This window comes from Janibacter sp. GXQ6167 (genome assembly GCF_041365945.1).
Classification (GTDB): Bacteria; Actinomycetota; Actinomycetes; order Actinomycetales; family Dermatophilaceae; genus JBGFSK01.
Genome location: NZ_JBGFSK010000017.1, coordinates 1 through 12,733 on the forward strand (window position 1 = coordinate 1; position 12,733 = coordinate 12,733).

9 protein-coding genes and 4 pseudogenes are annotated in these 12,733 nt (G+C 66.0%); 6 read left to right on the forward strand and 7 right to left on the reverse strand.

Features of this window, described 5'->3' with window-relative positions:
- Window positions 1–78: 78 nt before the first annotated feature.
- The 5 genes and pseudogenes from AB8K43_RS15225 to AB8K43_RS15245 all read right to left on the reverse strand — a co-directional run.
- Window positions 79–873: pseudogene (locus AB8K43_RS15225) on the reverse strand (ISL3 family transposase); the annotation flags it as partial.
- Window positions 874–989: 116 nt separating this feature from the next.
- On the reverse strand, window positions 990–1,526 hold the full coding sequence (locus AB8K43_RS15230; RefSeq protein WP_370895058.1) for a group II intron maturase-specific domain-containing protein: 537 nt from the start codon (window positions 1,524–1,526) through the stop codon (window positions 990–992).
- A gap of 73 nt (window positions 1,527–1,599) precedes the next feature.
- A pseudogene (locus AB8K43_RS15235) lies at window positions 1,600–2,502 on the reverse strand (reverse transcriptase domain-containing protein); the annotation flags it as partial.
- Window positions 2,503–3,157: 655 nt separating this feature from the next.
- Window positions 3,158–3,677 (reverse strand): annotated as a pseudogene (locus tag AB8K43_RS15240) (transposase family protein); the annotation flags it as partial.
- A gap of 80 nt (window positions 3,678–3,757) precedes the next feature.
- Window positions 3,758–4,207 carry a hypothetical protein gene (locus tag AB8K43_RS15245; RefSeq protein ID WP_370895059.1) on the reverse strand — a complete coding sequence of 150 codons (450 nt, stop codon included), beginning with the start codon at window positions 4,205–4,207 and terminating at the stop codon, window positions 3,758–3,760.
- Window positions 4,208–4,268: 61 nt separating this feature from the next.
- Here AB8K43_RS15245 and AB8K43_RS15250 point away from each other — a divergent pair, with 61 nt between their 5' ends.
- The 6 genes from AB8K43_RS15250 to AB8K43_RS15275 all read left to right on the forward strand — a co-directional run bounded on the left by AB8K43_RS15250 (window position 4,269) and on the right by AB8K43_RS15275 (window position 11,484).
- Window positions 4,269–4,883, forward strand: coding sequence for a hypothetical protein (locus tag AB8K43_RS15250; protein ID WP_370895060.1), 615 nt, complete (start codon window positions 4,269–4,271; stop codon window positions 4,881–4,883).
- 36 nt (window positions 4,884–4,919) lie between these two features.
- Window positions 4,920–5,615 (forward strand): hypothetical protein, encoded by a 696-nt coding sequence (locus tag AB8K43_RS15255; protein WP_370895061.1) that lies wholly within the window; start codon window positions 4,920–4,922, stop codon window positions 5,613–5,615.
- Window positions 5,616–5,710: 95 nt separating this feature from the next.
- Window positions 5,711–8,395, forward strand: a complete 2,685-nt coding sequence (locus AB8K43_RS15260; RefSeq protein WP_370895062.1) for an ATP-binding protein — start codon at window positions 5,711–5,713, stop codon at window positions 8,393–8,395.
- Window positions 8,392–9,573, forward strand: coding sequence for a hypothetical protein (locus AB8K43_RS15265; protein WP_370895063.1), 1,182 nt, complete (start codon window positions 8,392–8,394; stop codon window positions 9,571–9,573). Before AB8K43_RS15260 ends, AB8K43_RS15265 begins: the two co-directional genes overlap by 4 nt.
- Window positions 9,574–9,610: 37 nt before the next feature.
- Window positions 9,611–10,810 (forward strand): SPFH domain-containing protein, encoded by a 1,200-nt coding sequence (locus tag AB8K43_RS15270; protein WP_370895064.1) that lies wholly within the window; start codon window positions 9,611–9,613, stop codon window positions 10,808–10,810.
- The gene (locus AB8K43_RS15275; protein ID WP_370895065.1) at window positions 10,807–11,484 is read left to right on the forward strand and encodes a hypothetical protein; all 678 of its coding nucleotides are present in this window, start codon (window positions 10,807–10,809) and stop codon (window positions 11,482–11,484) included. Before AB8K43_RS15270 ends, AB8K43_RS15275 begins: the two co-directional genes overlap by 4 nt.
- Here the strand turns inward: AB8K43_RS15275 and AB8K43_RS15280 are convergent.
- Both AB8K43_RS15280 and AB8K43_RS15285 read right to left on the reverse strand, forming a co-directional pair.
- Window positions 11,468–11,722 (reverse strand): annotated as a pseudogene (locus AB8K43_RS15280) (helix-turn-helix domain-containing protein); the annotation flags it as partial. The gene AB8K43_RS15275 and the pseudogene AB8K43_RS15280 overlap by 17 nt on opposite strands.
- Window positions 11,723–11,930: 208 nt before the next feature.
- On the reverse strand, window positions 11,931–12,473 hold the full coding sequence (locus AB8K43_RS15285; RefSeq protein ID WP_370895066.1) for a hypothetical protein: 543 nt from the start codon (window positions 12,471–12,473) through the stop codon (window positions 11,931–11,933).
- Window positions 12,474–12,733 lie beyond the last annotated feature (260 nt).

Below are 12,733 nucleotides of genomic sequence, written 5' to 3' on the forward strand. Positions count from 1 at the left end.
GAACCGATGACCCTGCGATGGTTATGTCGACCAGCTCACCTGGTCAGCCCCTCCCGGCCAGGGCACCCACCGAGCCGGTCAACATAACCCCAAGGTCGACATACCATCGCTTATGCGGAATTCCGCATAAGCGATGTAGTGGGTGAGGTTCCGGAAGCCGAGCGCGGAGCCGCGGAGGTGCTCGAGCCGCCCGTTGATCGCCTCGGTCGGCCCGTTCGATGTGCCGGGTCGGTCGAAGAACGCGAGGATGTCGGTGGCGCGCTGCTTCATGGTGCGGCCGAGCTTGCGGATCTCGACGAGCGCGGCGGGGACGCCGGCTGTGATCGTGTCGATCACGGCCTGCATCATCTCCTTGGCCCTCTTCTTGTCGGGCTCGCGGTACGCGGCGACGATGCGCTGGTAGATGCCCCAGGTCGCTTCGACCTCGACGTGCTCCTCGACGGCGAACACCGCGTCCAGTCGGATCTTCTGCTTGTCGGTGAGCAGGTCCGCGCCGGTGTGGAGGGTGCGGCGGGCTTTGTAGAGACGGTCGTTCTTCATTCCGCGGCGCCCGAACAGGTCCTGCTGAACGCGTCGTCGGCATTGGTCCAACGCGTCGCCGGCGAGGCGGACAACGTGGAAGGGGTCCATGACCGGGACGGCGTCGGGGAGTTCTTCGGCGGCAGCGGTCTTGAAGCCGGCGAACCCATCCATCGCGACCACCTCGATGCGCTTGCTCCACTCCTGGGGTCTTCCGGCGAGCCACTGCTTGAACACCGCCTTCGACCTGCCCTCGACCATGTCCAGCAGCCGCGCTGGCCCTGTCTTCTCGCGGGCCGGGGTGAGGTCGATGATGACGGTGACGTACTTGTCGCCGTGTCGTGTGTGTCTCCAGTTGGGTCGGCCTGGGGCGCGGTGTCGGGATTGCTCCCGATCCGTTTCCCCAGGCCGCCCGCCGAACCGGACGTGCGACTTTCACCGCATCCGGCTCTCCATGAGAGAGGGCTGGTTCAGCTGGTGGTGACAGCTGGCCGGTCCCAGGGGGTAGGGATGTGGTAGCCGCGGTAGCGGTACCTGGTCACCGGGACGCTGGCGGCGCCGGTGAACCGTTTCCCGTTGTGAGCGAGGCGCCAGGTTCCGGGCAGGCAGTACCTGCGGCGGAGTTCCGGCCATCCGAGTCGGCGGTGCTTCTTGCGTAGCCATGCCGTGATCCGCTCCCACGTGTAGGAGTCGATCGCGGCGAAGGTCGCTTTGGCCACCGCATACCGGAAGTAGTTCGCCCATCCCCGCAGCACCCGACCGAGATAGTCCATGAGGTATCCCGGGTCCTGGTGCAGGGTGTTCCTGTAGGTCATGGTCTTCACCCGCTGTTTGATCGAGGCGATCGCCTTCTTCGCGGGCAGGGTGTAGACGTACCACTTGCTGCTGCCTCGTCTCCGCATCCGTCGGATGTGGAAACCGAGGAAGTCGAACCCGTGGTCGATGTGGACCACGCGGGTCTTCTCCGGTGACAGACGCAACCCCATCGGGGCCAGCACGTCTGCCACCTCGTGACGCAACTGCTCGGCGTGTTCTTGGCTGACCCTTCACGACGATGACGAAGTCATCGGCGTAACGGATCAGCCGGTAGGACGCCTTGCCGTGGTCACGGCGCCAGGCCCGCTTACCAGCCGTGCCCATCTCATGGTCCCAGCGGCGAGCGAACTCGTCATCGAGGACTGATAGGGCAATGTTGGCCAGCAGCGGGGACAAGATCCCGCCCTGTGGGGTGCCGGTGATCGTCCCCTCGGTCGTGCCCACCGTGGTGAGCACGCCTGCTTTCAGGAACGCCTTGACCAGCGCGAGCACCCGCTTGTCACCGATCCTGCACCGGAGCCGGCCCATCAAAGCGGTGTGGTCGATCATGTCGAAACACGCCTCAATGTCGGCCTCCAACACCCACTCATACGATTTGCTCGCGAAGTGGTGGATTTCGGCGACCGCGTCCTGCGCGCGTCGGTTGGGTCTGAACCCGTAGGAGCACGACTTGAAGTCGGCCTCGAAGATGGGTTCCAGCACCAGCTTCAAAGCTGCCTGCACCACCCGGTCGGTCACGGTCGGGATGCCCAGTTTGCGCAGCTTGCCGCTGGCCTTGGGGATCATCACCTGCCGCACCGGTACCGGCCTGAACTCTCCAGCCCTCAACTGGGCTCGAATGGTCCGCAGGAAATCCTCCACCCCGACCCCGGAACTGATCCGTGCCACGGAGACACGGTCCACCCCGGGAGTCTTGGACCCCTTGTTCCCAGCGACGCGTTCCCACGCCATCGTCAAGAACGCCGGATCACACACAAGGTTCCACAGGTCATCGAACCGGCGGCCACCATCGGTGGCCGCCCAACCATGCAGCTTGGTCTGCATCCTCCGTACCCCCAGATAGGCCCGGGCATCGCTGGGCCACCCGGCGGCGCCGACATTCACCGGCGCATCTTCGGACATTACATTCACCTTCTTCTGCTTTCTCTCACTGCCGCCCTTCCCCATGTGCCCGGCTTTCCCGGCCTCGGAGTACTACGACGGCTCCGCCCCACCCGCNGCATCTTCGGACATTACATTCACCTTCTTCTGCTTTCTCTCACTGCCGCCCTTCCCCATGTGCCCGGCTTTCCCGGCCTCGGAGTACTACGACGGCTCCGCCCCACCCGCACCCTTCGGCTGGCAACGCACCTATCCCCACCAATGCGGGGAGCGGAATGCGGATGGTTCCCACGTTCACTGTTGTTCGGTTGACGGGCGAGGCGTCCGGCTTTACCCCTGCGGCATCGTCGTGGCTACGCCGTAGACCTTCACCACGACCTGCCGGACCCGACACATACCACCGTTCCGACAGTTCCCCACCCGCCACGACCATCAACGATGGCCCCGACAAGCGGTTACGCACCGCAAACCAGCCCCGATCCACCGGGTTAGAGCTGGGCGACGATCAAGAGGCTTTACGACACCGGTTCCTCTCGTACACCTTCCCGCCTTGCTCACCAGACACGGCCCATCCGGTAGTACTGGACCGTCCTGACTATGTCACGGCTGCTCCCACCCACCCCAGGCGTTCCCCCAGGACAGGCTGCCGTCAGCTTCACTCGGCCGCTACGACGGCCAATCGATCAAGGTCTCTCACCTCCATCCGATACAACAGCGCCTCGTGGCGCACGACGTGCTCGTCGACACCGATCGTGGTGACCCCGTCGAACCGACCAGGATCGTCGATCAGGCGCCGCTTGCCCTCCGCGAGCACCGCAGTGTTCGCGGCGCTCCAGGAAACCCCAAGACCGGCGGCGACACGGGTCACGGTGAGGTGGTCGACGACGATGCCCCGCAGCGCCCACTCCACGCCGAGGCGGGAGATCTTCGCTCGTGGCGCGGCGGCGCGAGTCATGTCCCGCCGCCACGTCCGCCGGCAGTGCGCGCACCGGTAGCGGCGGACCCGGACCAGAAGCGTTGTCGGCCTATGCCCGAACGGCTCATGCGCGAGTCGACGCGTCACCGTGTCCCGCGACACACCCCTCCGCCCCGCACTTCCGACACCAGGGGTCCACCTCGACCGACCGACACTCGATCATCGCCCGGTCCCGCTCGAGCAGCTGGCCGACCGCTTCGAGCCCGAGTTCATCGAGGCGGCAGAACGTGGTCAGGTCAGGGGTCGCGAAAGTAGGGTGGAGCACGTCGAGGTCTTTCGGGATGGCGAGCGTGAAGAACTTCCATCATCCGGGAGACCTCGACCCCTACCCGGCTGCCAACGCGCTCACCCGACTACACCCTCATTCGTGAAGAGCCCGATAAGACGGGCGACGTTGCGGCTGACGAGTTCGTCGCGCATCGCGCGGGTCAGGGCGGCGGACAGTACGGTGCGGAACTTCTGTGCGGTGCGGATTGAGTGGCCCTCGTCGAGCAGCGCGCAGGCGGCGTTCTGCACGTCGCGCACGGTGAGCTGGGTCAGGCGCTTGCTGCCGATGCGAGGAAGGATGTGCAGTCGCACGACGCCCTCGTATCCCCGTGCGGTGTTGCGTCGGTTGCGGCGCGGCACGACTGTCTCTAGCCACTGCTGCAGATAGCCGGCGACCGTGACCTGTGAGTTCGGGGTCAGGATGCCGCGGCCCTCGTGCCGCGGCCCGCCCGGGCGCTTGCGTCGCCTTGCGACCCGCCGGATCGGCTCGAAAAGACGTTCTGTGGTATATCTATTACGAGAGGCCATATACAGGATGCACCTGGGCCTTGTCTGGGGGCTACCCAGATCGAGTCTGGAGGTGTACGGCGTGGCCGCGCGAGTCGTCGATGTGCGTTGTCCGGGATGCGGGAGCGCCTGGAGCACCAACCAGCAGTTCTGCCAGTACTGCGGTCGCCAGGTGCTGATCAGCTCGATGTCCGACCTGATCAGCCTGGAAGCGCGCGACCTCAAGAAGCACGTCCGTACCTACGAGGACGCGCTGGACGAGGGCGCCGATGATCCGAGCGTGCATGCGGCGCTCGGCATGTGCCTGCTCAAGCTGGGGCTGCGCGACAAGGCGCTGTCGCACTTCGAGGATGCGCTGCTCGATGACATCGAGAACTCGGAACCGTACTTCTACGCCGCCGTCGCGTCGCTGGGTGGCAAGAAGCCGTTCCTGGTTCCGCTGGCTGGCATCCGCCGCGCGGAGGAGTACCTCACGGCGGCGCTGCGGCTCGAGGAGCGCGGAATCTACGCCTACCTCTACGGGTACATCCGCTTCGACTACTACGAGCGCAAGTCGCTGAACGTCGAGCCGTCGTACCAGCACTACCTGCAGCAGGCAGTGCTTCGCGGTGTGACCGATCTGGACATCCAGACGCTGTTCGAGCTGCTGGAGATCGTCCCTTCGTCCGCTTCCATTCCGACCAGCGTTTCCGCCTGACCCCTGTTCTAACCACCCGAGAGAGGTTCCTTCGCAATGGCCATCAACTATGAGCGCAACAAGAAGTACTTCAAGCAGTCCAGCCCCAAGGCCGGCATCATCCTGATCGTGATCGGCCTGGTGCTGACGCTCGCCCTCCCCGAGGCGGGCAAGCTCGTCGGCATCCTGGGCATCCTGGGTGGCGCGGCGCTGATCTACTTCCAGTTCGCGGGCAAGCCGAGCGACGCGGACATCGACTCGGACGCTGCTGCCGCCATCGCGGACGTGAAGAAGCGCGCGCTGGGCAAGCTCGGTCTGGACGAGGACGAGGTCAAGCTCATCGACCCGGTGATCGTTCACGGCTACTACTACAAGAACATCGCCTCGGGCGTGCAGGTCAAGCTCGGCAAGGACCGCGTCTTCCGTTCCTCGAACTACGAGGGCGTCGTGCTGTTCTTCAGCGAGCACCAGCTGCACGCGTTCAAGTTCCAGTTCTCTCTCGTCTCGCCGCAGGAGAGCCGCGAGCAGACCGACGAGTACTTCTACAAGGACGTCGTGTCGGTGGCGACGCAGTCGGAGACGTTCAAGATCAACGACATCAAGGGCAACAGCCAGCAGGTCAACTTCGAGGAGTTCAAGCTCACCACCACGGGTGGCACCTCGATCACTTCGTCGATCCGCGACGAGGGCTCGGTCAGCCGCGTCATCTCCGGCGCGCGCAGCCTGATTCGCGAGAAGAAGATCGCGTCCTGACCCCGAGTTCTCTGCGTGCCGGGGCCGGTCGGCAGTCGCCACCGGCTCCGGCACACCAATTCCGCTGCCCGAGCGTGACGTGAGGAGTGTGCCGTATGCCCGCAGGCGACGCGCCCCTGACGTTCACGCCTCTCGCGCAGGGTGAAGTAGCCGCTGCTACGGTGGTCGAGGTCGTCCGCATCCCGCACGTCTCCGTGCTGGGCGATGATCCGGCTGCCGAGCTGGTGCAGCAGTCCAAGCGGGACTTCGTCAGCCTGCTGTTCGAGGCGTACCAGTCGTACCGCGGACAGTACGAGGACGGCCCCGACCGAGCTAGCGACTGCGCTCTGGAACTGCTTTGGCAAGCACACCCCATTCAGGGCCAGCCGCACGCCGCCGACCTCACGCTATTCATCATCGTTCGCGCGATCGGCGCGAACCGGGACGACGCAGCGGCGGTTGTCAACGAGCTGCACGCTGTCGTGATCAGCGCGCTCACGCTCGGCGGCTTCGACTACGCAGATCGTCCTGCCTCCGCGATCGGCGCCCAGGCGGCGGAACGGTCGGTTGCGCTCGTGAAGGAGGAGTGGATTGAGAACCTCGGCAACCAGATCCTGCCGAGCGCCTTCGCCTTCCACCGTATCCCCACGGGCAGCCGTGATCTCTCACGTATCGCCAGCGCCCTAACCGAGGTGCCCGGTGCGTCCCTCTCGGTTCAGCTGATCCCGGCGACACTGGAGCCTGACGAGCGGACTGCTATCGAGCAGCTGACGCTGGCGCTCACGACCCTCGCCAACGGTGTGACGGATCAGTCGATCGGTACCGTCAGCTTCACCGCGGCGAAGCGCCTCGCGGAGATGTACTCGTATCTGGAGGGGCACAAGGACTCGCCCCTGTTTCTGTTTAACGTCGTCGTCTCCGGGCCGAAGCTCGCCGTGCCGGTGATCGCCAACCGGGTGCTCGGTCACCTCTCCGCCGACGCCGAGGTAGGCGCGCTGGCGGCACGCTTCGTCGACGCCACAGCCCTGGTGCCACGAGGCGATGCGTCCTTCGTCGCTGCACCGTGGCAGCTGAACGAGACGCTGCTCGACCAGACTCGTGATCCGTCGCTCTGGGCGGCGGGCCGCAATCCCGGTGAGGCATTCTACCGGCTGCCGTTCCTGCTGACGGCATTCGAGGCATCGGAGTTGTTCCGTCTGCCGATCGGCAGTGACACGGTCGGCGCCGGGCTGACGGTGAACACCACGACCCGGCACTCGCGCAACTACTCGGCCGGCGTGATCGGGAGCTCGAGCATCGAAGCCGGGCGACTCGCCGGGGCGGCCGAGGTCTCGATCGGGTTCGGGCATACCGACCTGACCAAGCACGCTTTCGTCACGGGGACGCCCGGTTCGGGTAAGACGACGTTCACGGTCGGGCTGCTCGACCGGCTCTGGCACGAGCACGGCATCCCGTATCTGGTGATCGAGCCGGCGAAGAACGAGTACCGGGCGCTGATCGAGACGACGCCGGATCTGCAGGTGTTCACCCCGGGCAAGGATCATCTGTCTCCGCTTGTGCTGAACCCGTTCCTGCCGCCAGCGGGCGTGCGGGTGCAGAGCTACAAGTCGACCCTCAAGACGGCGTTCGCAGCCGCGGTCACGATGACGAGCCCCCTGGACAAGATCTTCGAGGACGCCCTCTCAGCCACGTACTCGCGGTTTGGCTGGTTCGATGCCGACACAGCCGCCGATGGCCGTGAGGTGTTCTCTATCCGCGACTTCCTGGCCGTTTTCCAGGAGACCTTCGTCCGCATCGGCTACACCGGAGACGCGGCCAACATCGGACGAGCAGGCCAGGTGCGCCTGCAGAGTCTGGTTGGCCTGTTCGACACCTACCCTTCGATCCCTGTCGAGGATCTGCTGTCGAAACCCACGGTAATCGAGCTGGCAGGGATCGAGAACAGCGACGACAAGGCCCTCTACATCGCGCTCATCCTGCTGCAGGTCCTCGCCTACGTGAACGCCAACGTCGCCGGCGACGGGAAACTCAAGCACGTCCTCCTGCTCGAAGAAGCCCACGTCTTGCTCGACGCCGACGACGCCAGCGGACCGGGCGAAGCGGACCCCGCCGCGATTGCGAAGAAGCTGCTCAAACGCATGTTGGCCGAGATCCGCTCCTACGGCGTCGGCATCATCGTGGCCGATCAGTCGCCACGCAAGGTCGGCTCGGACGTGGTGGCGCTCACGAACATCAAGCTCGGGTTCCGGCTGGTCGAGGCCGCAGACAAGGAGATCCTGGCCGAGAGCACCAACATGAGCGACGCGCAGCGCGAGCGGCTGGCGCGGCTCCGGCCGGGCGAGGCACTCCTGTTCTACGACCGCCTCGAAGACCCCGAGGAGATCGCCACAGCCGACTGGCGCGCCCAGCGCGGCATCCCGACGTTCGTGTCCGATGAGGAGATCGCCCGAAAGGTCACTTACTGGCAGCGGCACCCGGAACTGCTCATGCCATACCCGGAGAGCGCCTACATCGGGGGCTGGGACGCCTCGGTTGCCGGTGCGGGCAAGGAGATCGCCCGGCGCCTCTTCGCCGCGCACGTCCCGGCCGGCGATGTCGGCGTCAAGAGATTCGGCAGCATCTACCGGCAGCTCGATGCGTTCATCGCCGCCGAACTTCCCGCGTCGATCCCGAACACGCCGGCCCTGCGGCGAGCGGTCAAGGTCAACTTCCTGCGGCTGGTCAAGTACGAGTCGCAGATCCCACTGTCGGACGCCACGATCCACAAGACCCTCGAAGCCGAGAGGAGCCGCACAGCATGAGCGACTACGGCACCGACATTGCAGACGCCCCCGTCGACACCGGCGCGGACGTCAGCGTGCCCGATACGACCGACTACGCCGACGAGCCGGTCGACCTGGCCGAGACCCCGCCCGAGTCGGAGGCGCCCGAGGCCGAGGAGGCGCCGCCCGCCGAAGACCTCTCGGAGCCCGCAGCAGATGAACTGAGCGGCACGGCGGAGACGCCGGCGGATGCGGAGGCACCCGTCGACCTGGGCGCGGCCCCGGAAACGGCCGACGCCGCCCCGGAACAGCCCCAGGACTGGCAGGAGGGCGAGGTCGTCGATCTCGGCGACGACGCTGCCCCCGACGCCCCGCAGGAGGACGAGACCGCCGAGGCGGACGATCCTGCCGGGCGCGACCTGGGTGATCCCGACCTGGCCGACAGCCCGGAGGCCGAGGCTCCCACGGATAGCGCCGGTGAGGATCTGACGACACCGACGGACGACGAACCGGGCGCCGGTGATGCGCCGACTGACGCCGACGAGCAGGTACCTGAGGCGGCGGAGATTGAGCCCGAGGCCGCAAACGACGTGACGGATGCCGAACCCGAGCCCAGGGTCGATGAGTTGACAGAGGCGGCCCGGGATGAGGCCCGCCCCGCCGACGAGCTGCGCGCCGAGTACTACGCCGACGTGGCTGATGTGCTGGCCGATGACACACCATCCGACGCCGAGCCGGTCGAGACGCAGGACACTCCCGGAGCAGACGCTGCCGAGGCGCCGGAGTCGAGCGATCACGCGGACGCCGCCAATGACCGCAGCAACTCCCCAGAGAACGAGGCACTGACCTCGGCGCTAGCCGAGAAAGGCCTGTCGCTGGAGCCGGTCGATCGCTTCGACTACAGCGACAACCCGGTTCTCGGCTACCGCGAGTCCGCCCCGCCCGAAGACGTCGCGTACGCCGTCAACGCCTGGAACGACGAGATCGCGCCCGGCATCGCGGCCGGCGCGACCCGTGAGGACTTCGCCGCCTACGACCAGGAGCACGGCCTCGAAGGGCAGCGGCAGCTGGCCGGCGTCTACGACTACATGCTCGGCGGCGACGCGATCAAGAGCGGCGGAGAGCGCGAGGACGGATCGCTCGACGTCACCGGCGGCAGGCACCGCCTGGAACAGGCGCGTCTGAACGGCGTCCAGTACCTGCCCGTGAGGAAGTAGCCGACCCGGCATCCGATCCGACGAAAGCGAACACCGTATGAAGATCTACGACGTCATCAAGAACGAGACCGGCCTTCTCAACGACGGCCTGGGCTCGAAGGCCGTGCTGGCGTGGAAGTTCACCGGTGAGGACTTCAACGACAACACGCAGCTGATCGTCTCCGAATCGGAGGAGGCGATCTTCATCCGCGACGGCATCGCCGTGGCGACCTTCGGCGGCGGCCGCTACACGCTCAACAGCAACAACCACCCCTTCATCGGCAGGCTGAGGAACCTGCTCTCCGGCGGGGTGAGCGCGTTCAGCTCGCGGGTGTACTTCGTCAACATCGATCACAAGTTGGAACTGCTGTGGGGCACCGACAGCCCGATCCAGCTCCGCGACCCGGTCTGGAGCCTGCAGACCAGCGTGCAGGCGCGCGGCTCGTACTCGATCCAGGTGACGGACTCCAAGAAGTTCCTGATCAAACTGCTCGGCACCAACATCCAGGTTTTCGACGAGCAGCAGCTCGCCGGCTACTTCCGCAGCGCCTTCTCGCAGCACATCCGCGGACAGATCGCCCGCTACATCCGCGACTCCGGCCAGGAGATCCTGGAGATCACCTCGGACATCGAGCTGCTGGCCGAGCAGCTGCACCCGAGGCTCGCACCGCTGCTGGATGAGTACGGCGTGAAGCTCGTCAACTTCTACATCGCCGCGATCGACATCCCCACCGACGACCCGAACCGCCAAGTGCTGGAGAACTCGATCGCACAGAAGCAGGCCAAGCTGCAGAGCGCGCAGGGCGATAAGGCCGTCATGGGGCTGCTCGGGGAAGACTGGGCCAGGCAGCAGTCGGCCACCATCCTCACCGAGCTCGCCAAGAACCCCGGCGCGGGTGGCGTGGCTTCCGCGGGTGCCGCAGCAGGCGTTGGCCTGGCTGCGGGCAGCGTCTTCGGGGAGATGGCGACGCAGATGTTCACGCGCCCCGTCCAGCCCGCAGGCGACCCGATGGCTGGCAATGTCGGGCGCAACCGCACATCGCGCTTCTCGCCCGCAGAGCCTGCCGCGCCGGCCGCCGCCGAGACGTGTCCGGGCTGCGGCGCGAGCGTGGCGGCGGGAGCGAAGTTCTGCCCGGAGTGCGGCAACCGTCTCGCACCTCAGCAGGTGCCCTGCTCGGGTTGCGGAACCGCAATCGCGAGCACGGCCAAGTTCTGCCCCGAATGCGGAACGCCGAACAACCAGGGAGCATCCTCATGACCCGCACGATCCTGCGCGCCATCCTGTGGCTCGTCCCCATCGCCGTCTACGTCGCCATCTTCCTCATCCTCGAGGCCCCGCAGGGCGCGACGTTCTGGACGTCCGCACTGCTGCTGGCGTTCGCCTACGTCATGCTCGCCGTCAGTTTCGTCGCCGTGCCGCGCAGTCGGATAGCCGCGATCCTGGCCATGCCCCTGATCCTGGTGGCGAGCATCTACTTCACTGCCGAGCTCATCGCGGCCAGCATCTTCATCTACGTGCAGGACATTCCATACCCGTGGGTGATCATCACGCAGCTGATCCTGGCCGCGATCTTCCTCGTCGTGTTCCTCACCACCTTGTTGTCCAACGAGGCCATCGCCGCCCAGATCGAGACCCAGCACGCCGACGTCCTGGTGATCAAGAGCGCCGTCACCCGCATCACGGCCCTGGGACGTGTCGCCCACGATCCGCGCCTGGCGAAGTCGCTGGACGGGCTGGCCGAGGAGTTCCGCTACAGCCCGACGATGCGCTCGAACCAGGTGCGCGAAGTCGACGCGCAGATCGCCGTGCAGCTCGAGCGACTGGAGAGCCTCGTCCACATCCAAGCTTCGCAAGAGGATACCGTCGGCCAGATCGCGGCGATATCCGGGGCGCTCGCTTCACGCAACGAGGCGATCAAGCTCCGCCAGTAGGAGGAGGTGCATAGGGCAGACCCGCGCGCAGATCCGGCCACGGCTGCGGCACCAGCTGGTCGAGCGTGACACCGAGCACCTGCGCGATGGCCATGATCTTGCGCAGACTCGGGTTGGCCGGAGTCTCCGGCATCGACTCGCCCTTCTCGAACTTCTGGAAGGTGTAGCGCGTGAGCCCAGCGGCGTAGGCAACCTGCTCCTGGGTGAGTCCACGGTCGATCCGGTGCCGCTGAATGCTGGCACCAAGTTCGCGCGCGTACTGGGGCCAAGGGCCATCGGGTCGTCGTTTTTGCCATCACCCCAGGCTGAGCAGGTGGCCTCCCGGAACGAACCTCCTGTATATGGCAATAGATCCGCTCGATCAGTAACCCCGCGTGGCCGTCGGCGACGATAGGCGCATGAATGAAGAAGGCCCGGGAGCCGCTCCAGCCGAGAACTCGTGGTTCTCAAGGCCGGGGCGAACTCCCGAGCAGGGCGTGCAGCTGATGGCTGGCTGGTGAGACGGCGCGAATGCGGGTCTCGTGGAGGGCGGGGTCGTGCGTGCGCAGGTACATCGCCCAGAACGCCGCGTCGGCATACGTTGTGTGCAGATCTGACTGCGCCCGCCAGCCGCTCGAAGCGGTGCGCCGGTAGCCGACTTCGTAAGGGCCGCCATGCAGGAGTTCCTGCACGAGTGATGCCGGGACGTCACCGACCGGGTAGGTGCTGCCGATATCGCCCACGAGGAGCACGTCGCCGTGCAACGCCGGCCGCTGCCTTGAAGTGGTGTCCCAGAACCAGCGCAGCGACGAGGCGCGCAGGTTCATCGGGAGCCCGTTTCGGCGGTCGTCGGCGTCGAGCCACATCGTGACACCTCGGCTCTCGATGTCGATCGGGATCACCAGATCAGCGAGCTGCTGAATGTCTGCGAACCCTGCGACCTCCCGCGTTTCGAGTTGTTGCTCGATCTGCGCCGGGATGAGAACAGCCGTGACGGTCTCACCATTCACGACGGCTCACCCGCAGTGAGGCAGTAGTGCCCCGTAGCGTGGTGTAGCCCGCGGTGGCCGGCTCGTCGTTCGCGACGTAGGCGCGGTCACCGTGTGATCCTTCGAGAAGTCTCTTACCTCCACTCGAAAGGCATCATCACGATGACCGCTCCTCATATTGTCGACAGTGAGGATGGGTTTTGGCATCCCCGGGTGGAGGTCTGACTCGATTGTCGACGGGCGTCAGCGACTGCCTTTGCATGGGATTCGTCGATCTTCAG

What these genes read in the sequence shown, in the direction of transcription:
- AB8K43_RS15245 (WP_370895059.1), bottom strand. Translation starts at nt 4,207, where the DNA reads ATGGCCTCTCGTAATAGATATACCACAGAACGTCTTTTCGAGCCGATC.
- AB8K43_RS15255 (WP_370895061.1), top strand. Translation starts at nt 4,920, where the DNA reads ATGGCCATCAACTATGAGCGCAACAAGAAGTACTTCAAGCAGTCCAGC.
- AB8K43_RS15260 (WP_370895062.1), top strand. Translation starts at nt 5,711, where the DNA reads ATGCCCGCAGGCGACGCGCCCCTGACGTTCACGCCTCTCGCGCAGGGT.
- AB8K43_RS15265 (WP_370895063.1), top strand. Translation starts at nt 8,392, where the DNA reads ATGAGCGACTACGGCACCGACATTGCAGACGCCCCCGTCGACACCGGC.
- AB8K43_RS15270 (WP_370895064.1), top strand. Translation starts at nt 9,611, where the DNA reads ATGAAGATCTACGACGTCATCAAGAACGAGACCGGCCTTCTCAACGAC.
- AB8K43_RS15275 (WP_370895065.1), top strand. Translation starts at nt 10,807, where the DNA reads ATGACCCGCACGATCCTGCGCGCCATCCTGTGGCTCGTCCCCATCGCC.